General features: G+C 43.9%; 21 protein-coding genes, 1 tRNA gene and 2 other annotated features. Of the genes, 11 read left to right on the forward strand and 11 right to left on the reverse strand.

The window, feature by feature from the left end:
• Positions 1–6: 6 nt before the first annotated feature.
• Positions 7–82, reverse strand: a tRNA-Thr gene (locus Len3610_RS17555).
• Positions 83–213: 131 nt separating this feature from the next.
• Between Len3610_RS17555 and Len3610_RS17560 the strand changes: the two genes are divergently transcribed.
• Complete coding sequence (locus Len3610_RS17560; protein WP_255259674.1) at positions 214–408, forward strand: SHOCT domain-containing protein; 195 nt, start codon at positions 214–216, stop codon at positions 406–408.
• Between the two features lie 47 nt (positions 409–455).
• Here the strand turns inward: Len3610_RS17560 and trpA are convergent, their stop codons facing one another.
• The 6 genes from trpA to trpE are packed head-to-tail and all read right to left on the reverse strand — an operon-like array spanning position 456 to position 6,291.
• A complete protein-coding gene (trpA, locus tag Len3610_RS17565) occupies positions 456–1,229 on the reverse strand; it encodes a tryptophan synthase subunit alpha (RefSeq protein WP_176449085.1) in 774 nt (257 codons plus the stop codon).
• Positions 1,222–2,427, reverse strand: coding sequence for a tryptophan synthase subunit beta (gene trpB / locus Len3610_RS17570; protein WP_176449086.1), 1,206 nt, complete (start codon positions 2,425–2,427; stop codon positions 1,222–1,224). Before trpB ends, trpA begins: the two co-directional genes overlap by 8 nt.
• A 4-nt stretch (positions 2,428–2,431) precedes the next feature.
• Positions 2,432–3,037 carry a phosphoribosylanthranilate isomerase gene (locus Len3610_RS17575; RefSeq protein ID WP_176449087.1) on the reverse strand — a complete coding sequence of 202 codons (606 nt, stop codon included), beginning with the start codon at positions 3,035–3,037 and terminating at the stop codon, positions 2,432–2,434.
• On the reverse strand, positions 3,027–3,827 hold the full coding sequence (gene trpC / locus Len3610_RS17580; protein WP_176449088.1) for an indole-3-glycerol phosphate synthase TrpC: 801 nt from the start codon (positions 3,825–3,827) through the stop codon (positions 3,027–3,029). The genes Len3610_RS17575 and trpC overlap by 11 nt, the downstream gene beginning before the upstream one ends.
• A 1-nt stretch (position 3,828) precedes the next feature.
• Complete coding sequence (trpD, locus tag Len3610_RS17585) at positions 3,829–4,854, reverse strand: anthranilate phosphoribosyltransferase (protein ID WP_176449089.1); 1,026 nt, start codon at positions 4,852–4,854, stop codon at positions 3,829–3,831.
• Between the two features lie 36 nt (positions 4,855–4,890).
• Positions 4,891–6,291, reverse strand: a complete 1,401-nt coding sequence (trpE, locus tag Len3610_RS17590) for an anthranilate synthase component I (protein WP_176449090.1) — start codon at positions 6,289–6,291, stop codon at positions 4,891–4,893.
• Between the two features lie 69 nt (positions 6,292–6,360).
• Positions 6,361–6,609: a binding site (T-box leader), on the reverse strand.
• Positions 6,610–6,650: 41 nt separating this feature from the next.
• Positions 6,651–6,898: a binding site (T-box leader), on the reverse strand.
• A 265-nt stretch (positions 6,899–7,163) separates the two neighbouring features.
• Here trpE and ddlA point away from each other — a divergent pair.
• Positions 7,164–8,270, forward strand: a complete 1,107-nt coding sequence (gene ddlA, locus Len3610_RS17595; RefSeq protein WP_176449091.1) for a D-alanine--D-alanine ligase — start codon at positions 7,164–7,166, stop codon at positions 8,268–8,270.
• A 251-nt stretch (positions 8,271–8,521) separates the two neighbouring features.
• Here the strand turns inward: ddlA and Len3610_RS17600 are convergent, their stop codons facing one another.
• Entirely contained in the window at positions 8,522–9,082 is a 561-nt protein-coding gene (locus Len3610_RS17600) for a nitroreductase family protein (RefSeq protein WP_176449092.1), read from the reverse strand.
• Between the two features lie 238 nt (positions 9,083–9,320).
• On the opposite strand from Len3610_RS17600, the gene Len3610_RS17605 reads away from it, so the two are divergent.
• The 3 genes from Len3610_RS17605 to Len3610_RS17615 all read left to right on the forward strand — a co-directional run bounded on the left by Len3610_RS17605 (position 9,321) and on the right by Len3610_RS17615 (position 11,496).
• On the forward strand, positions 9,321–10,355 hold the full coding sequence (locus Len3610_RS17605) for a PTS sugar transporter subunit IIC (protein ID WP_176449093.1): 1,035 nt from the start codon (positions 9,321–9,323) through the stop codon (positions 10,353–10,355).
• 102 nt (positions 10,356–10,457) lie between these two features.
• Positions 10,458–10,910 carry a nucleoside deaminase gene (locus Len3610_RS17610; protein WP_176449094.1) on the forward strand — a complete coding sequence of 151 codons (453 nt, stop codon included), beginning with the start codon at positions 10,458–10,460 and terminating at the stop codon, positions 10,908–10,910.
• Positions 10,911–11,190: 280 nt separating this feature from the next.
• Positions 11,191–11,496 carry a hypothetical protein gene (locus Len3610_RS17615; protein ID WP_176449095.1) on the forward strand — a complete coding sequence of 102 codons (306 nt, stop codon included), beginning with the start codon at positions 11,191–11,193 and terminating at the stop codon, positions 11,494–11,496.
• Between the two features lie 1,037 nt (positions 11,497–12,533).
• On the opposite strand, the gene Len3610_RS21290 is transcribed toward Len3610_RS17615, so the two are convergent.
• Positions 12,534–12,878: a hypothetical protein gene (locus Len3610_RS21290; RefSeq protein ID WP_255259675.1), complete on the reverse strand. Its 345-nt coding sequence runs from the start codon at positions 12,876–12,878 to the stop codon at positions 12,534–12,536.
• A 400-nt stretch (positions 12,879–13,278) separates the two neighbouring features.
• Here Len3610_RS21290 and Len3610_RS17625 point away from each other — a divergent pair, with 400 nt between their 5' ends.
• The 6 genes from Len3610_RS17625 to Len3610_RS17650 all read left to right on the forward strand — a co-directional run bounded on the left by Len3610_RS17625 (position 13,279) and on the right by Len3610_RS17650 (position 16,733).
• The gene (locus Len3610_RS17625) at positions 13,279–13,566 is read left to right on the forward strand and encodes a hypothetical protein (RefSeq protein WP_176449096.1); all 288 of its coding nucleotides are present in this window, start codon (positions 13,279–13,281) and stop codon (positions 13,564–13,566) included.
• An 80-nt stretch (positions 13,567–13,646) separates the two neighbouring features.
• Positions 13,647–14,144: a transposase gene (locus tag Len3610_RS17630; RefSeq protein WP_176449097.1), complete on the forward strand. Its 498-nt coding sequence runs from the start codon at positions 13,647–13,649 to the stop codon at positions 14,142–14,144.
• On the forward strand, positions 14,072–14,539 hold the full coding sequence (locus Len3610_RS17635) for a transposase (protein ID WP_255259676.1): 468 nt from the start codon (positions 14,072–14,074) through the stop codon (positions 14,537–14,539). The genes Len3610_RS17630 and Len3610_RS17635 overlap by 73 nt, the downstream gene beginning before the upstream one ends.
• A gap of 210 nt (positions 14,540–14,749) precedes the next feature.
• Positions 14,750–15,613 (forward strand): fructosamine kinase family protein, encoded by an 864-nt coding sequence (locus Len3610_RS17640; protein ID WP_176449099.1) that lies wholly within the window; start codon positions 14,750–14,752, stop codon positions 15,611–15,613.
• Between the two features lie 115 nt (positions 15,614–15,728).
• Positions 15,729–16,181 (forward strand): DUF2269 family protein, encoded by a 453-nt coding sequence (locus Len3610_RS17645; protein ID WP_176449100.1) that lies wholly within the window; start codon positions 15,729–15,731, stop codon positions 16,179–16,181.
• Between the two features lie 84 nt (positions 16,182–16,265).
• Positions 16,266–16,733, forward strand: a complete 468-nt coding sequence (locus Len3610_RS17650; RefSeq protein ID WP_176449101.1) for an SRPBCC family protein — start codon at positions 16,266–16,268, stop codon at positions 16,731–16,733.
• Between the two features lie 45 nt (positions 16,734–16,778).
• On the opposite strand, the gene Len3610_RS17655 is transcribed toward Len3610_RS17650, so the two are convergent.
• Entirely contained in the window at positions 16,779–17,792 is a 1,014-nt protein-coding gene (locus Len3610_RS17655) for a D-alanyl-D-alanine carboxypeptidase family protein (RefSeq protein ID WP_176449102.1), read from the reverse strand.
• Positions 17,793–17,976: 184 nt separating this feature from the next.
• Complete coding sequence (gene pepT, locus Len3610_RS17660; protein WP_176449103.1) at positions 17,977–19,209, reverse strand: peptidase T; 1,233 nt, start codon at positions 19,207–19,209, stop codon at positions 17,977–17,979.
• Between the last annotated feature and the right edge of the window lie 36 nt (positions 19,210–19,245).

Below are 19,245 nucleotides of genomic sequence, written 5' to 3' on the forward strand. Positions count from 1 at the left end.
ATGGAATGGTGCTGGTGAGAGGACTCGAACCTCCGACCTGCTCATTACGAGTGAGCCGCGCTGCCAACTGTGCCACACCAGCAAAATACATGCAACTTTTAAGTCCATTGAAAATAATAATACAAATTTTTTATGAGTGCAATGGATTTGACTGGAAATTTTCTTGTGCTTAAATTGGGAGGTACAGGGAATAGTAGTAATGGAGGTGATCTCATGACAGTGGAAGGTTATATCAGATTAGGTTTGGGTATCATTGTTTTGGTCATGATCATCATTATCCTTTATCGGTTTAATGCCGGTAAAAGCGACCGGCGGCAAACCTCACTGGAGATCATGAAGGAGCGCTATGAAAAGGGTGAGATTACTGAAGAGGAATATGATAAAGCCAGGAAAAGGCAGGGGAAATAGAAGCAGCTGTCACTTGCCGGTGAAATGCCGGCAAGTGACAGCGAAGTTTAGATACTGCCTTGAATAAGCTGTTTGATATCCTCAGTTTGACCTTTATGAAACCAGTCGACGATTCTGCTTCCGATAACAGCACCGTCACAACTGGTACTCAGTTCACGCGCCTGTTCAGGTGCTGAAACGCCGAAACCTGCTAACACAGGAGTCGTCGTCATTTGTTTTAAATTTTGCAGATAGGTATGGACATTATCACTGTGCGTCGCGCGAGCACCGGTTGTACCTTTGACCGACACGGCATAAAGGAAACCTTCTGTACGATGAGCGATATCGGTAAGCCGCTCATCCGGGCTTGTCATGGCAGCCAGTCGAATACTGGAAATGGCATAACGTTCAAGAACGTCCGTAACCAGCGCTTCTTCTTCCAATGGCAAATCTGGGGTGATGACACCATTCACCCCGGCATTTGCACAAGCTGCTGCAAACTTTCCCGGTCCAAACGTGAAGATTGGGTTTAAATAAGTCATCAAAATAACCGGAATTGACCGTTTTTCTTTAAAACTTTCCAGTGCCTCCAGAATACTTTGAAGTGTCGTACCATTTTGCAATGCCCGCTCGCCGGCATTCTGAATGGTTGGGCCATCTGCCACCGGGTCTGAGAAAGGGATACCGAGTTCAACAGCCGCCGCTCCGCATTCTTCAAGAAAGCTGAGCCGTTCTTCGAGGATATCGAGTCCGCCATCACCGGCCATAATGTATGGGACGATAATGTTTTCACCTGCTGATCGTTTGTTTTCCAGCGCTTGATCCAAAAATTGATTACGCATCGACATCCCCTCCCAATACATCTTTAACCGATTCAACATCTTTATCACCGCGGCCGGATAAGCAAATCACCAATGATTCTGTTTGATCCATTTTCTTAGCCAACTGCACCACATACGCCACAGCATGAGCACTTTCCAAGGCAGGAATAATCCCTTCAGTTTGCGATAGAAGCTTAAAGGCATCAATAGCTTCCTGATCCGTGACAGATGTATAGGTCACCCGGTTTGATTCATGAAGGTGGCTGTGCTCAGGGCCGACGCCTGGGTAATCAAGGCCTGCAGAAATTGAATGGGCTTCTTCAATCTGACCATGCTCATCCTGCAGCAAATGTGTCATCGTTCCATGCAAAATACCGATACTGCCGGCCGTTAGTGTTGCGGCATGCTTTTGTGTTTCGATGCCGCTCCCGCCGGCTTCCACGCCATAGATGTCCACATTTTCGTCCGCAATAAAGGGGTGAAACATGCCCATTGCATTACTGCCGCCGCCGATACAGGCGATAATTGCATCCGGCAGTTGCCCGGTTTCTTTCTGGTGCTGCTGTTTTGTTTCTTTTCCAATAACGGATTGAAAATCACGCACCATTTTTGGGAACGGGTGCGGTCCGACAACCGAACCGATAATATAGTGTGTATCTTCCACATGACTGACCCAGTAACGCAAGGCTTCATTAACGGCATCTTTCAATGTGCCGCTTCCCTGTGAGACACTGACAACCTTGGCGCCAAGCAATTCCATCCGGAAAACATTCAATTTCTGCCGGCGGATATCTTCTTCACCCATAAAAATGACACATTCCAGCCCAAGCAGTGCACAGACCGTTGCGGTTGCCACACCGTGCTGACCCGCACCCGTTTCAGCAACAACTTTCTTTTTGCCCATCCGGCGTGTTAAGAGTGCCTGACCAACCGTATTGTTAATTTTGTGGGCACCGGTATGATTCAAGTCTTCACGCTTCAGGTAAATCGAAGGGCCGCCCAGTTGATCAGTCAAATTTTTAGCATAATAAAGTGGTGTTTCCCGACCGACATAGTTTTTTAAATAATCATCGAGTTCCTCTTTAAAAGAAGGGTCGTTCATGGCTGCGTCGTAAGCTTCTTCGAGTTCAAGCAGTGCCGGCATCAATAGTTCGGGAACAAATCGTCCGCCGAAGTTTCCGTATCTTCCTGTCGCACTCGGAAATGTGTATGTGCTCATAGAATTATCCTTTCATTTTTGCATTTTTGATAAATTGATTAATTTTTTCAAGGTCTTTTGATCCATCTGTTTCAACGCCGCTCGATACATCCACCACGGCCGGCTTGCCAATCGAAATCGCTGATTGCACATTTTCAGGATTAAGTCCGCCGGCGAGAATCATTTTTTGCGGGTCGAGACCGGCGTCATTCAGCTGTGACCAGTCAAATGTCGTCCCATTGCCGCCCCGGTTTGGACCTTTAGGGCTGTCGATCAGATAGTAGTCACATGGGTAAGACCGTATTTCAGATGTGTCATGTTTTCCCATCCGAAACGCCTTGATGACAGGGTAGGGAAGTGATTCGGCAAAAGCCGCTGATTCATCACCATGCAGCTGGATGATGTCGAGCCCTGCTGTTTCGGCGGTCTGTATAATCGCTTCCTTAGTGTCATTAACAAATACACCGACTTTTTTGACTGATGACGGAATATATCTGCTGATGGCAGCTGCTTTTTCCGGTGTCAATTGACGTTTGCTTGGTGCAAAGACAAACCCGATGAAATCCGCGCCGGCCTTTGCAGCCTCCTGTGCTGCTTCAGTGGTAGTCATGCCGCAGATTTTAACGTACATTGGACCGAACTCCTTCCGCCAACGGGATTTTTAGCTCGCTGATTGTTTGCGACAAGTCGTCAGCACGCATTAGTGTTTCACCGACAAGAACGGCGCTTGCACCGTTTCTGGCAGCGAAAGCGACATTTTCCCGCGTTTTCATTCCACTTTCGCTGATCAGAATGGTGTCGGGATTTGTAACCATAGATGCCAGCAATCTGGTTGTGTTCAAATCGACTTCAAATGTTTTCAAGTTCCGGTTATTGATGCCGATAATATCAGCCCCTAAATCCAGAGCCGTTATCATTTCATCGTCATCATGAACTTCACAAAGGACATCAAGCACCTGCTCTTTTGCATATGCGTAAAGTTCACGCAACCTGGATGACGAGATAGCTGCGACGATTAATAGAATGATTGATGCTCCCGCCGATTTGGCATGGTCAATTTGTAGCTCATCTATGAAAAAGTCTTTACAGAGCAGCGGGACATCTACCGCTTCACGAACGGCACGCAGGTCATTCATTGATCCTTTAAAAAACGTTTCATCGGTCAGTACCGATATAGCTCCGGCGCCGTTTGCTGCATATAATTTTGCCTGACTGACTGGATCAACATCGAGGTCGATTGACCCTTTAGAGGGGGAGGCCCGTTTGATCTCTGCTATAATGTTCATGCGATCCGTATTATGAAAAGTTTGGGCAATGGATGGTGCTTTAACGGCTGCCACTGGAGCGTCAGGGACCGGCTGTTTATTCAGTTGTTCAACTTCTTTTTGCTTTTGCTGGACAATTTTATCTAAAATAGTCATGTTATATCGCCTCACTTGTGATTTCGCTGCTGTAATCGACCAAACGCTGCAATTTTTCCATGGCTGCACCGCTTTGAATGCTTTCTTCACCCTTTTGGATGGCGTCCTTAATCGACGTTGCTGCCCCGTTCGCAAATAAGCCAAGTCCGGCATTCAGCAGGACGGTATCGTAATAAGGGCTTTTCTTGCCGTTTAAGACATCCAGCAATATAGTGGCATTATCTTTTGCGTCGCCACCCCGGATTTCGTCGTTGTCATACACCGGTAAGTCAACTTCAGACGGATGAAGGGTAAAGGACGTGACTTTTCCTTCCTCCAACAGGGAAATATGGTTTTCGCCGGCAAGTGACGCTTCATCCATATAATCCGGGCCGTTGATGACCAGTGCGCGCTTTCGTCCGAGCTGATGCAATGTTTCAGCAAGTACTGGCAGCATATCCCGGCGATAAGATCCCAATAGCTGTGTGTCAAGATTGACCGGGTTTGTCAGTGGACCAATCAGATTAAAAATGGTTGGGATGCCTAAATTTTTCCGGACGGTCATGAACCGCTTCATTCCGGGAAGTACATGCGGCGCAAAGAGAAAGGCGATATTATTTTCCTGAATCATTTTCTCCACATGTTTTTTTGAAAAAGATAATGAGATGCCCAAATGCTCCAGCACATCAGCACTTCCTGTCTTGCTGGAAACGCTGCGATTCCCGTGTTTGGCAACTTTAACACCGGCACCCGCAAGGACAAACGCTGCCGTTGTGCTGATGTTGAAACTATGTGAGCCATCCCCGCCGGTGCCGCAGTTATCCATCACGTTTGTTAATGTGTCTGTTGTTTGACTGGATTGTGCCCGGATAACGTCAGCAAGTCCGGCGATTTCTTCAGGTGTTTCGCCCTTCGCTTTTAAAGCGGTCAGGAATGAGGCGAGTTCGCTTTCACTGATGTGATCCTCAAATGATGTTGCAGCAGCATCTTTCATTTCTTCTAAAGTCAGGTTTTCATGCGTCAGCAGTTTCTCAAGATAAAGCTTCATGGCAAAATCTCCTTTCACAAATTTTTTGTTTAAAAGTTACACTTCATGGGACACGTTATAGTCTTTGATGGCCATTAAGGATTTTGCTTTGTGCATTGTTTCGTTATATTCAGCTTCCGGATCTGAATCATGGACAATACCGGCACCGGCCTGTAAGTATGCGTAATTATCTTTTACAATGAGTGACCGGATTGCGAGCGCCATGTTCAAATTGTAATTGAAGCTGATGTATCCAATACCGCCACCGTATACACCCCGTTTAACATCTTCCAGGTCATTGATGATTTGCATGGCACGGGTTCTCGGTGATCCCGATACGGTTCCTGCTGGTAAGCATGCGGCCAGCGCATCAAGACTGGTAAAATGCTCAGCTAATTTTCCGTGGACTTCTGATACCATGTGCATCACGTGCTGATAATTTTCCACTTTCATATAGGTTGGCACATTGACACTATTGGTTTCGCAGACCTTGCCAAAATCATCACGGCTTAAGTCAACAAGCATTTCATGTTCAGAGGTTTCTTTTTTGTCTGCCAGCAGTTCGCTTCTTAAAGATTCATCCTCATGTTTTGTGCTGCCCCTGGGACGTGTGCCTGCAATCGGGTTTGTCATAATATCCCGTCCGCTTGTTTCAATCAGGCTTTCCGGTGATGCCCCCAACACGACGTAATCATCAAAATCAATATAAAACATGTAAGGAGATGGATTGGCCTTTCTCAGTTTCCGGTAAAACATGAAAGGATCATCTTCCATGACAGCTTTCATTCGCTGTGATAACACGACTTGATAGATATCGCCGCGATGGATATGACGTTTGGCGACTTCGACGTTGTGCATAAAGTGCTGTTTATCCATTTCAGGCTGGAATACAACATCTTTACCAGTCGATACATCAGCTGTCGGGAATGGGATTAATGCCTTTTTCAAGTGTGCCAGCCGTTCATCCAGGACGTATTCAGGCTGCTCATCCAGGTTTGTCGACACAAGGAATACTGACTCATCACTATGGTCATAAACAATAATGTTCTGATAAACCATTAAGTGAAAATCCGGCATGTCAATATCGTCAGGTAAATCTTCGCCAATGTTTTCATAGCTTCGGATGGCATCATAGCCGATGTATCCGACAGCACCGCCTAAAAATGGAAATGGCAGCCGGGAATCCAACTGAGGGAATTTGTTTTGAAAAACAGATAAAAAAGGTTCGTTTCGGTACTCGGTGGTTTTCTTCCCATGATGCAAAATGGTTGTTACATTGCCGGCGCCTGTGAATTCCTGATAAGGATCAGCACCAATAAAGGAATACTTGCCTTTTTCCTCATGCTGGATTGAGCTTTCCAATAAAAACTTTTTCCTGCCGTAGAGATTTTCGTATATCCCAATCGGCGTCAGTGTATCGGCATTCAGTTTGATGTACTTGTAGGGGAGTGTGTTCATCTGTTCAAACTCCTTTCATGTTCATTTGAATAAAAAAATCCTCTGCAAACACACATATAATTTGTGTTTGCAGAGGACGATTGCGACCGCGGTGCCACCTCTTTTGGAGATTCTCATAAATCCCCATCTTGTTCAGATACGGGAAAAATCTATTTCCTATATCCTATCCGTATAACGGCGGAATTCCGTGTTTCCGTACTGGCATTCAGGAAACCTCTTGTAAGTCCATTCAGCCATCATTCACGTACCGGTATCGCACCATCACCGGCTCTCTTGGACGCTTCACGAAAGCTTACTTCTCTTACTCAGGCGATTTATCGTTATTTTAGTTTTGTGACATACAAAAGGGTCCCCCATCCGAAAAGGACGAGGAACCCGTGGTACCACCTTTATTAGCTGAAAAACAGCTCACTTTGGTCATATCAAGCGATCATGCTTAATAGGTGTCTCGTGTAACGATGAGACCTGATCGCCAAAGCCTACTGCACAAATTGGTTCGGTCTGGAAGCTCAGAAGTCCATTCATCTGCCCGACACACCGGTTCACACCCGCCACCGGCTCTCTTGAGTGAAAAAGACAGATTACTAATCTTCATCATGGCTCAGTTCGAAATTTAATTATTGTCATTCATAATAGTGCTGTTTTCGCTTGCTGTCAAGTGGTTTTTGAAAAATTATTAAATAATGCTGTCTCAAACATGCTGTCATATGCTATTTTAGATATATACATTTTTTTATAAAGCAAGTTCAAAAAGTCCGGTAACAATGACACATCGAATAGTGCGGGCTTTGCGATAGGATATCGCGACTTAGCCTGCCTGTCCTTGTTACCCTCCTTTTTTGAACACACATTAAGAGAGGGAGTTCTGGAACATGCCAAAGAAAAAGGTTGGAATTATTTTTGGCGGGAAATCTGCTGAGCATGAAGTGTCATTGCAATCAGCTAAAAATATTGTTGATGCGATTGATAAAGATAAATATGAGGTTGTTTTAATCGGGATTGATAAACAGGGGAAGTGGCATATCAATGATCAATCGTCCTATCTGATTAATGCGGAAAATCCGAAATTGATTCAATTGAATAAATCGAATGAGGCAGTTGCTATCGTACCGGGTGAAACGGATCATCAGCTAGTCAAGGCGGCAGATGCCAGTTTGCTTGACCAGTTGGATGCGGTGTTTCCAATTGTTCATGGCACATTAGGTGAGGATGGCAGCCTGCAGGGAATGATGCAGATTGCGAATTTGCCGTTTGTCGGAACCAGTGTACTGGGGTCTGCCATTTGTATGGATAAGGATATTGCCAAACGACTGCTGAAGGCCGCGGGTATTCAAGTGGCAAATGGATTGGCATTTTCACGTGCAGAACGGGGTCAGATTGATTTTGCCTCGGTAAAAAAGCAGGTGGGTGCGCCAATGTTTGTCAAACCTGCAAATCAAGGGTCCTCTGTCGGGGTGAGTAAGGTATCAACGGAAGAAACGTTTGATAAAGCGATCGATCAGGCATTTCAGTATGATCGAAAAGTGGTTATAGAGGAGACACTTAAAGGCCGGGAAATCGAGTGTGCTGTATTGGGGAATGATGAACCGAAATCTTCAGTGCCGGGCGAAATTTTACCGCAAACTGAATTCTACTCATATGAATCCAAATATATTGACGAAACCGGGGCAGAGCTGGAAATGCCTGCTGAATTGTCAAATGAGGATACTGAAAAACTGAAAAAAACAGCTGTGGAAGCTTTCAAAACGCTTGAATGTGAAGGGCTGGCCCGTGTTGATTTTTTCTTGACTGAAGATGGGGAAGTTTATGTGAATGAGGTTAATACACTTCCAGGATTTACCCGAATCAGTATGTATCCGAAATTGTGGGAACTCAGCGGTGTTTCTTATCCGGAGTTAATTGATCGTTTGATTGAATTGGCTATTGAGCGCCACCAGCAAAACAGTTCCTTGAAAAGTGCTGTATGGGATGAGGGATAGGTGCTGAAGATCAGCGGAAACGTGTCGTGAATCAGCAGAAGAAGCAAAGTATCAGCAGGAGAGCGGATGAATCAACAGAAGAGCGGGTAAATCAGCAGAAGAAAAGAAATATCAACAGAAGAGCGGATAAATCAACAGAAGAGCAGAAATATCAACGGAAGAGCAGAAATATCAGCAGTAGAAAAGAAATATCAACAGAAGCGCATATGCATCAGCACAAAAAGGCTGCTCCTTTATGGAACAGCCTTTTCCTATCCTTTGAATGTGGTGAATTTCTCCGCAGCGGGTATACGGTCTTTTTTGGCAGGTTTTTCATCAAAATAGCCAAGATGCAGGAAGCCGACGATTTTTTCATTTTCTCCGACGTTCAGAATTTCTTTGACTTGTGAATCATAAATGTGTGAATTGGTTTTCCAGACGACGCCAAGTTGCTGTTCCCAGGCAAGCAGCCAAAAGTTCTGGATCATGCTGGCGGTTGCCCCGAAGTTTTCATCCCATTGCTTCGTGCTCTTGGGTTCATCCATCACGACAATAAGAAAGGCGGTTGGCTCTCTGAGATATTCCAGGCGGTTTTGCTGTCTTTCTTCCGGATAGGTGGCCGCAACTTGTTGCGCAAAGCTTTCGGTTTGAAACGGTCCAACGAAAATGAAGCGCCAAGGCTGACGAACGCCATGTGTGGGTGCCCAGACGGCATCTGCCAAGAGTTCCTTTACTGTTTCCTCGGTAACAGGTTTATGATTATAGTGTTTTTTGACAGAACGACGGTCACGGATCACCTTTTGCAGTGCGGTTGGCTGTTTTGTCAGTTCCATTTGATGTCCTCCCACATTCGTATTATATAAAATATATGCGGATAATTGATAATTATTTTCAATTACATTTGTAGCCATATTGTAGCTCATAAAGCATAAAAAAGCAAAATGAATAAATTTTTAAAAAGGGTCTTGATATGTGAAATTAATCACGTATAATGGGTGAGGAAGTTGGATTAAAAACCAAGTATTGTTAAATTGTATGTGAAATAATTCACAAATATAGGGGGGGAGAAAAATGAAATCGTTTCTAAATCAAAAAGGGGTTTCGTTGTCTATTCGAGAATATGTCATTACGGCATTAAGTTATATGGCACTGGGGTTGTTCTCGTCTTTAATCATTGGTCTTATTATCCAGACAATCGGGGAGCAGGCGGTTGCTTTGGGATTTGACAATCTCGAATTTATGGTTGAAATGGGCGGCTATGCCATGGAAACCAAAATCATGGGCGGTGCTATTGGTGTAGCGATTGCCTATGGCTTGAAGGCACCACCGCTTGTCCTTTTTTCAGCACTTTTTGCCGGAGCATTCGGAGCTGAACTTGGCGGACCTGCCGGGAGCTATGTGACAGCGTTGTTTGCAACAGAATTTGGGAAAATTGTCTATAAAACGACGCGTGTGGATATTATTGTAACGCCATTTGTGACCATCTTCATCGGTTTTGTAGTCGGAACGTTTATTGGCCCGCCGATTAACACATTTATGGTCTGGTTTGGCGAGATTATTAACTGGTCAACCGAACAGCAGCCGTTTATCATGGGAATTCTAGTTGCGGTTTTGATGGGATGGGCATTGACGGCTCCAATATCCAGTCTTGCTATTGCCATCATGCTTTCGATTGACGGGTTGGCTGCTGGAGCGGCAACGATTGGATGTGCGGCGCAGATGATGGGCTTTGCAGCATCCAGTTACCGTGATAATGGGTTTGGCGGATTGCTGGCACAAGGAATTGGCACATCGATGCTGCAAATCGCAAATATATTGAAAAAGCCAATTATTATTGTCCCACCGACTATTGCCGGAGCTCTTTTAGCACCATTTGCGACCGTCTGGCTTGGGCTAACGAATAATGAGCTTGGTGCCGGTATGGGAACAAGCGGGCTGGTCGGCCAAATTATGACCTTTGAATCGATGGGCTTCTCATGGGATGTTTTTTGGTCGATGATGGTTCTGCATGTTGTTGCACCGGCAATCATCAGTCTTGTGATTGCTGAATGGTTCCGGAAAAAAGGCTGGATCAAGCCGGGCGATATGACAATTGAATATGAATAATAAAGTCGCCTGCGTATGTATTTTGTCACATGATCGTTAAAGGTTCTCTGTTATACTGGTGGCAAAAGCTATACATTTTTTCAGTAGAAAGGAAGATGTGTGATGGATCAGTTTATGGAGCGGGCAGTTGAGCTTGCGACGGAGAACGTCCGAGATGGCGGGGAGCCTTTTGGTGCCGTCCTCGTAAAAAATGATAAACAGGTGACCGAGGGTGTCAATGAACTGCATAGTCGGTTTGATATTACGGCACATGCAGAAATTCAGGCAATGCGAAAGGCACAAAAGATGATGCATTCACATGTGTTACAGGGGTATACGATGTACGCCAGTGGTGAGCCGTGTCCAATGTGTCTGACAGCGATGTACTTTGCGGGTATTGAGACGATTTATTATTGTGCTACATCTGAGGATGCAGTTGATGCAGGCTTAGGTAAGGCGAAAAATATTTACGAGGAATTACAGAAATCGAAAGACGGTCGCTCAATCGAAATGATTCATATGCCATTAAAGGATGCCCAGGAGGATCCGATGCAGCTATGGAAGGAACGCTCCTAGGAGCCTTGGACAGAAGTATGCCGTAATTTATGTAAAATAATGTATATTCGATAATTGATTAAAATTGCTTTAAATATGCTTTGGATGAAATCGCCTAATACCCTTTCAATGCAGGGTTTATAAGGTTTTAACCATTAGAAAAGCACTCTTTTAATGTACAATGTTTTTGAGAGAAAAACAAACCAACGAAGAGTGCTTTGAATTTCATTGTACCTTATTTGTTTAAAAAACGCCACAGTTTAGCCACTCTTCGTTGAATCTCAAAACGAGGAGAGATTAAATGGCACAACGAAACCCCGATGCCCCTAATCAGATTGTTCTTTTCCAGGAATTATTACAGGACAAGATTGAACATAAGCCACATGCTGCCCGGTTCTTTTCGTACTTGGCAGAGGAGTTGGATCTGACCTACTATGAACGCTTACGAATGGGGCGCCACCTACACCCGCCGTATCGTAACGGCTGTTATTTTTTACGCCCATGTACCATGGACATTATGCAGCTCAGAAGATCTGTCGTTTGCCGAGGACAGTATTGGCGCACAGTGGATATATCCGGCATGCGTATGCCAAGTTATAAACAGTAGAACGAACGATAGATGCTCTTTGGCTGAAGTGGACCGCCTTTTCATTTCAAGTCATTGGAATCTGTGAAGGTTGTCCCTGATTGGCCGACAACGCATGCATATTGATGGTACAAAAGTCAAAAGCCAATGCCTCGAAGCCAGCACTGAGGATAAATTTATTTTCATATTCACTTGTTTCTTTGAAATTCACTATATTAAACACTGAATATTCGGAAATTATTTTTCTCCTATTTTACCAAAAAAGAGAAGCCGAATTTTCAGGGGATAATTTTTTGAAAACTTTACACAAATAGATTTCTTTGCTTGGCATCACATCCTTTGCTAATATGAATCTATCAGGTGAACCGCACTGTATAGGTTTACCATTTCGTTATATCCTCGTCTGGTTAGTCGTTTTGTTCTGATGGTCTCTAACAGATTTGAGGATATTTCTTTTGCCGTCTTTTTGACACGCTTAAGTATGTTTGAGCCATTTTCAAATAGCTGCATCAAAATATCCGTTATTTGTGTCAAAAGATAATGGTTCTTCATGGCCGTGTAATCATGGCTTGATGCATGTCGATTATGATATTCGGAATATGCTTTTTGTCTGTTGAAACCTTCATTTTCAATCTTCCAGCGGCTTCTGCCTGCATTAGAGAAGCTTTCGACAGTTTTTATCCGTGATTTTGATATCGGTCAAAAACATGAAACGCTTTTGGCCATCTGCCGTTTGATCGTACCTTCCAATACATGAATGTCCCAATCATTATACGCAATGTGATTAACCCAACGAATCTTGTCCTGCTGCCCTTTCCATTAGTCTCTTCATCTTATCCAACGCATGAAACTCTTCACTGATGCTTTTGATGCGGTCTTCTTTAAAGCGTAACAGGAACTTCCAATGGTTGTTATGACAGGTTTTAAATACGTTCTCACATGCATACAGACTATCGGCAATAATGCAGATTGGCAGCCTCTTAAATGTTTGATTTAATCGGGAAGCCATACGATAAAACGCATTTAATTCACAGTCCTGTTTGGGACCTCTTCTGACTTCATCTCAATAAACTCGGAATCAACACTGAAAACCCATATTGCCAACACCAGTTTCGCCTCCAGGACATGATGCATGTAAACAGTCTTTCGACATTCCCTTCTTCGTTCTTTGTATTTCCCGCCTCAAGCATGATCGCAATGCTTCTGATTGAAACGTGAATAACCCGGTCCATCAAAATTAATAAATCGCCCCAATTACTTGCCGCCAATACGGCCATCTCAAAACCACCTCTTTTCAATAACTCCCTGATCATATAAGTCCGTATGTTACGCAGTTCATCCGGTTCCAGCGCGAGAGGAGTCATTGATGGTGTCGTAATGTGGTAATTCCTCCAAGGTTTCAATGTTCAACGCCTTTTTGATGTTGACAATACATTCATCTTTGTTGAATTGATTCGTCATCGATCGCATGCTTTTTCAGTCACATACATTTCAGGATGATCATGAAAAGAAGGATATCGCACCCATAATCGATATAGCTTTGATGGCGTGGATCAGAGACATGTTTCATTATGTTTTGCAAATCTTTAAAAAAGTGTTTCCTGAATTTCATGAGCTCGAAAAAATAATTTTCACCTTTTTCCATGTTTCTTTTTATTTTTCTCGTTACCATCTTAAAATCCCCCTAAAATATGCGGTATAATAGGCTTTCTCGTAATTATATTATACCATGTTTTTCCATATTTTAGGTCGTATTAGCTCGAAAAATTTTTACTCTTCAGTGCTGCCTCGAAGCACAAAGCGATGAGTTATGAGCACCTGACAAAGAAAATCGATCGCCAAACAAACGATATGGAAGCATTATATGACGTTATTAAACCATACATAGATGAAGTGGAGCAGATGCCGGACCATAAGCTGAAAGCTTGTATACATGAACAGGCGGAGCAAGTGCAGCGTCTTTTGCGGAAACAGCATCAATCAGAATTACAACAAAAGGAACAGCAGGTATTCAACCTCGATTCAGAGGTAGAGGAAACCGAAACGAAGCGTGTTACGATGAGAAGTGTAAAATCAGTTGCCCTGTTTTAAATGATGTGCCAGCGAATCATTTGAACTGACAGGGATGTCTTTGAACGAACGTCGCATTTACACAGGATCGAATTCACACGATGGAAACAGGCAAAACAACACTGGAGCAAAGTGGCAAGGAAAATGGGAATAAAAAGATCCCACCAGGAAAACAAATCAATTTTACAGATCCAGATTCAAGTATCATGCTTACGAAACACCATGGTGTGCAGCAATGTTACAACCATCTCGCCTGGGTTGATGTCAAAGCGCATATTATCCTTGGTGCACATACAAGCAACAATGCTTCCGATCAACTTGGGTTACAACCAACGTTGGAACATGCGGAAAAAATGTGCGGCTCGTTAAAAGACATACAAGCCGGCGCCGATGCCGGTTTTTTCTCAGCCAATAATATTGCTTTCATGAGAAGGAAAGGGACGGACTTTTATGCCTCGTACGCCGTAGCGAAATCCCCGTATGCCAAGGATAAGTTTGCGTATGATGCACAGAGTGATACCTACACATGCCCAGAGGGCCAGATGCTTTCACGGCAGAAAACAAAGAAATCAGGAAAGATTGGAGGAATACAGCAATAAAGAAGCCTGCCAGTCCTGCCCGCTTTAGCCCCGCACTGTACGAAAGCAAAGACGGTATTCGGAAAATAGAAAGGGATATGGAAAATGACCCTATCAGGGAAGAAGCGAAAGCGAAGGCTGACAGTGAGAAAGGTAAAGAAATTCTGAAACAGAGAAAAAGCGTCCCGGAACCTGTATGGGGCAACATTCAAGTGCAGGATGAGTGGAAACAGATGCATGGACGTGGGATGGACAATGCTTCACGTGAATTCAAATTGCACTGCGTCATGCACAATATCCGGAAAATCGTGAAAGTCTACTTTAACAGTCCGTCGTATCATGAAACGTCCACCAGAGGAACAATTATACAAGGATTACCGGCTAATAAAGCAGACTTAATGAGAGGAGGTGAATAACGTTTCGCTCAAGAAATTAAAAAATAACATAGTGAAGCTTATTTGGTGTGCCTTTTTTAAATGTCCTCTAATTCTTACATTAAACAAGCCAAAATGAAAACCCGGGCGTTTTTTTAAAGAAAACTTTTGTCCAAGACTCCTAGCCAATGAACCATCACAGATATTATGATAGGGTAAAGCAAGCTGGATTATACAGAAGGGAGCGTCGTGATGAACAGTCTAATCGAAAAAGCTTTACATCATGCGGACGATCATAGCACTATAGAACAGGCAAAGCGGATAGCGGGCGGATCAATCAATGAAAGCTATTTCGCGAAAACCAATAACGGACAATACTTCATTAAATATCATTCAGACGCTCCGGATCGCTTTTTTGAACTGGAAGCAAAAGGTCTGGATCTGATCAGGGAAACCAATTCGATTGCGGTGCCCAATGTATTTGCATTTTCTGATGAAAAACAGAATGCATTTCTCGTTATGGAGTGGGTGGAAGGCACACGAGCGGCGGATACTGACTGGAAATTAGGTGATGCGATTGCTGAAATGCATCACGCCTCAGGTGAGAAGCATGGTTTCGATTATCATACCTTTATTGGATCGCTGCCGCAGCCGAATGGGTTATTTTCAAGCTGGCTTGAGTATTACCGGGATCGCCGGCTTGGGGCTCAATTACAGCTGGGAATCGATCGGGGCATGATGCCAGGCAAACGGCGTGACCGGATGGAAACATTACTGGAAAAGCTGGATAAATGGGTGCCGGCCAATGTGGAGCCATCCTATCTGCATGGTGATTTGTGGGGTGGCAACTGGCTGGCGGGACCCGGTGGTGAACCAAATGTCATTGATCCGTCATTCCTTTATGGCGATCGTCACTTTGAATTGGCCTTTACCGAAGTATTTGGCGGCTATTCCAATGAATTTTACCGGGCTTATCAGGAGCGGTTTCCGTTGTCACCGGATTATGAAGACATCAAACCGCTGTATCAGCTGTATTACTTGCTCGCTCACTTGAACATGTTTGGTGAACCATACGGGCGGTCTGTGGACACGATTTTAAAAAGGTATGTTGGCTGACGCCTTTGACACAATTTCGTCATAAAACATGCTGTAGATGTGCTGAATCTCACAATTTCTCCCTATGCTGAATCATGTATGATAGAGATACATGATACGATTGGTGGGATAATCCATGACATTTTATGAATTTCTCGTTTTTATACATGTGTTTTCAGCCATATTAGGTTTGGGCCCTGGGTTTATTATGATTTTTGTTGTAACCGGAGCTGAAACGATGACCGAATTGAGACATGCTTTTCTCATCCGGAACCGGCTGCATATTTTTGTGATGGTTGGCGGGACAATGCTTTTGATAACCGGTCTTTGGATGGGAGCACTGAATACTGCCCTGTTCAGCCAGGGCTGGTATGTGTTGAGTCTGACATTATTCCTGATTGCGCTTGCTTTTGGCCCGATCGTTTTGTCGCCACGGTCGAAGCCGGTCAAACAATTGCTTAAGGAGCACCAGGGAGATGATATACCTGATGAATATTATGTGCTGTCGAAAAAACTCTTTTTCTATGAACGGATTGAAAATGTCATTTTTCTGATTGTGATTGCCTTAATGATTTTAAAACCTTTTTAATCAAGTGTTTTGTTAAAAAATCTGATAGTTCCACCCTCGCCTGTCTTTTTCATTGTTATAATAATAGAGAAGGGTGGGGTGGAAATGAAAAAATGGTCGGATAGTATTGAAATTGATGCGCCGATTGAACATGTCTGGAAACTGTTTGATGGTTCGCTGGAGGATATGCAAAAAATCATGCCGAACGTGATAGCACATGAACCGGTAAGCGTTACAGATGATGGTGTCGGCAGCATTTATCGGCAGAAGTTTCGGGAAGGGAAGAGGGTAGAGGAATACGAAGTGGAAACATTCGTTTATGAGAATCAGCCTGATTATAAAGAAATGAAGGTCGGTTTTACACTTGCCAATACATTTCGGATTACAGCCTATTATGAGCTGCAAAAGTTAGGTGATCATAAAACGTATTTCCACTACGAGACAACCAATCAGCCGTTAAAATGGTATTTTAAAATTCTAGTGAAACTGGCCGGCAGCAACAAGATTGTCACGCAATTTATGAGCCGAGTCAAAAATGCGGCTGAAGAAGAATATAAACAGGCAAATACATAAGAAAGGCGCACATGCCCGGATGTGCGCCTTTTCAATCGTCTAATATTACCTCAAATACTCTTCAAGTGTGATCGCCTGTTCCATGATGTCAGTCGCCGCTTTTTCGCCAACGTACCGCAGATGCCATGGTTCGTACTGGTACTGGGTAATGTCTTCCTTGCCTTCCGGATAACGGATGATAAAGCCATATTCGGCTGCATGCTGCTCGAGCCACTGACCTTCATCGGTTTCACCAAATTCCTCCGTTAACCGAAAATCAACATCCGGACTGGTGACATCCATCGTTAAACCGGTCTGATGCTCGCTTTCCCCGGGCCGTGCACTGAAGTTATTGGCAGCTTCCTCGCCGTGTTCCTGAACATTGGAAGCAAAAATGGCATCCTGTCTGTCGAACGAACGGTACCCGGACTGGGCGAATAGTTCAAGCCCTTCTTCATCGGCAGCTTCAAACATATTTTCCAGAGCTGTGGCCGCTACTTGCCGCATCTGTTTTTTTGGTAAAAAATCCTCAAACGGAAACCGGACATCCGGTACAACGAGATTTACAGGTTCAAATCCATCCGGCAGTGAATTTTCTTTATTGATGAGTGACAGGATTTCGTGTGGATTGCTGACTATATTTGAATGATCATTGTCAGGCTTTTCAAGTTCTGAGCCTGGCTTAATTGTCGTGTTATTTTCGAGTGTTTCGTTTAGTGAACTACGCGTGTCATCATCAAAAATTCCCGTGACAGGCAGTGATTCCTGCTGCATTTGATAATCTGTAACAGCCCACGTCGTCATGCTATCATACGTTCCATTTGGATCGATGGAATAATCTATTTTATGCAAGGCTTCCTGCAGGGATTGGACAGCATCCCCTGTATCATTTTTCTGCAGGTGTTCTTGGGGTAATTGTAATTGGTTATGTGCTGGTTCTGTTTTATCTTGATTATCTGATTGATTGGTTGGTGCGGGCTCAGTGGTTTGCTGATCTTCTGAAGCACTATCACTGCAGGCTGTGATCAGAAAAAGTATGGCAAACAGCACTGTAGCAACTGTGAAGCTTTTCTTGAACATCCAATTCTCTCCCCATCATACGATTTACTTATCCTATCTATGATAACACGTCATGTTTGAGGTGGTCTATGGCAATTCGAGGATGCCTGCTCAGCAGCTGCACGGAATAATCAAACGTTTGTTGAAGTAAACGGTGACAACGCTAAAAGCCAGTTCCTCTGCGCAGAACCTGGCCTTCAAATCGTTATCCTCTTGCTTCATACAACTGACAAATTTCGATTATCACATTGGTGGCCTTTTCCATATTATCAACCGAAATGTATTCATATTTCCCGTGAAAGTTCTCGCCGCCAGTGAAGATATTTGGTGTCGGCAGGCCTTTGTATGAAAGTTGTGAACCATCAGTACCACCGCGGACAGGTTTGACAAGTGGCTTAATTTCAAGGTTTTCCATTGCCTGGTACGCGATATCCACGATTTCTTTGACCGGCTCGATTTTTTCACGCATGTTATAATATTGGTCTTTCATATCAATTTCGGCTGATCCCTCACCATATTTGACATTAATCTCATTGATAAATTGACGCATTGTTTCTTTTCTTGCTTCAAAGTTATCTTTGTCAAAATCCCGGATGATATAGGATATGACGGTTTCTTCCACATCACCGCTGATTGATATTAAATGATAAAACCCTTCATATTTCTCTGTGTGCTCGGGTGCTTCCTGCTCTGGGACTTTGCTGATAAATTCGGCAGCCATTTTGCCGGCATTCACCATTTTATTTTTGGCTGTTCCCGGATGGACACTGTTGCCATGAAAAGTGATTGTGGCACTAGCGGCATTAAAGCTTTCATACTGCAGTTCACCAAGCGGTCCGCCATCCATTGTATAAGCGTATTTGGCAGCGAAACGATCAACATCAAATTTATGCGGGCCACGGCCGATCTCTTCATCCGGCGTAAAAGCGACGCGGATTTTCCCATGTTTGATTTCCGGATGGTCGATGAGGTGAGCCATTGCGGTCATAATTTCCGTTATACCAGCTTTGTCATCGGCACCAAGCAAGGTTGTCCCGTCTGTTGTGATAAGCGTATGGCCTTTATAACTTGGCAGCTCCGGGAAGTCACTTGCTGACAAGACAACGCCTTTATCGTTGTTTAAAGTCAAATCATTGCCATCAAAATTTTCCACGACTTGTGGTTTTACGTTTTTGCCGGTAAAGTCAGTAGCTGTATCAACATGGGCCAAAAAGCCAATGGTCGGAATGTCTTTTTCCGTGTTGGCCGGAAGTGTCGCCATACAATAGCCGTTGTCATCAATTGAAACATCCTCCATACCGATTTTCTTTAATTCATCCACAAGCAGGTTGGCTAATTCCAGTTGTCCCGGTGTGGAAGGAGTTGATTCATTAGCCTTATTTGATTGCGTATCGATTTTAGCGTAGCGTGTGAAACGTTCGATCAAATCTTTTTTCATTATGTCGTCATCTCCTTTACCCATCCATTTTACCAT

The sequence above is a fragment of the Lentibacillus sp. CBA3610 genome (assembly GCF_013373365.1).
Classification (GTDB): domain Bacteria; phylum Bacillota; class Bacilli; order Bacillales; family Amphibacillaceae; genus Lentibacillus.

Coding starts and splice junctions, on each gene's coding strand:
- Len3610_RS17640 (WP_176449099.1), top strand. CDS start 14,750: ATGAACAGTCTAATCGAAAAAGCTTTACATCATGCGGACGATCATAGC.
- Len3610_RS17655 (WP_176449102.1), bottom strand. CDS start 17,792: ATGTTCAAGAAAAGCTTCACAGTTGCTACAGTGCTGTTTGCCATACTT.
- trpA (WP_176449085.1), bottom strand. CDS start 1,229: ATGCGTAATCAATTTTTGGATCAAGCGCTGGAAAACAAACGATCAGCA.
- trpD (WP_176449089.1), bottom strand. CDS start 4,854: ATGAAGCTTTATCTTGAGAAACTGCTGACGCATGAAAACCTGACTTTA.
- Len3610_RS17560 (WP_255259674.1), top strand. CDS start 214: ATGACAGTGGAAGGTTATATCAGATTAGGTTTGGGTATCATTGTTTTG.
- pepT (WP_176449103.1), bottom strand. CDS start 19,209: ATGAAAAAAGATTTGATCGAACGTTTCACACGCTACGCTAAAATCGAT.
- Len3610_RS17650 (WP_176449101.1), top strand. CDS start 16,266: ATGAAAAAATGGTCGGATAGTATTGAAATTGATGCGCCGATTGAACAT.
- Len3610_RS17635 (WP_255259676.1), top strand. CDS start 14,072: ATGCCCAGAGGGCCAGATGCTTTCACGGCAGAAAACAAAGAAATCAGG.
- Len3610_RS17600 (WP_176449092.1), bottom strand. CDS start 9,082: ATGGAACTGACAAAACAGCCAACCGCACTGCAAAAGGTGATCCGTGAC.
- trpB (WP_176449086.1), bottom strand. CDS start 2,427: ATGAGCACATACACATTTCCGAGTGCGACAGGAAGATACGGAAACTTC.
- Len3610_RS17630 (WP_176449097.1), top strand. CDS start 13,647: ATGGAAACAGGCAAAACAACACTGGAGCAAAGTGGCAAGGAAAATGGG.
- Len3610_RS17645 (WP_176449100.1), top strand. CDS start 15,729: ATGACATTTTATGAATTTCTCGTTTTTATACATGTGTTTTCAGCCATA.
- Len3610_RS17625 (WP_176449096.1), top strand. CDS start 13,279: ATGAGTTATGAGCACCTGACAAAGAAAATCGATCGCCAAACAAACGAT.
- Len3610_RS17610 (WP_176449094.1), top strand. CDS start 10,458: ATGGATCAGTTTATGGAGCGGGCAGTTGAGCTTGCGACGGAGAACGTC.
- ddlA (WP_176449091.1), top strand. CDS start 7,164: ATGCCAAAGAAAAAGGTTGGAATTATTTTTGGCGGGAAATCTGCTGAG.
- trpE (WP_176449090.1), bottom strand. CDS start 6,291: ATGAACACACTCCCCTACAAGTACATCAAACTGAATGCCGATACACTG.
- Len3610_RS17575 (WP_176449087.1), bottom strand. CDS start 3,037: ATGTACGTTAAAATCTGCGGCATGACTACCACTGAAGCAGCACAGGAG.
- Len3610_RS17615 (WP_176449095.1), top strand. CDS start 11,191: ATGGCACAACGAAACCCCGATGCCCCTAATCAGATTGTTCTTTTCCAG.
- Len3610_RS17605 (WP_176449093.1), top strand. CDS start 9,321: ATGAAATCGTTTCTAAATCAAAAAGGGGTTTCGTTGTCTATTCGAGAA.
- trpC (WP_176449088.1), bottom strand. CDS start 3,827: ATGACTATTTTAGATAAAATTGTCCAGCAAAAGCAAAAAGAAGTTGAA.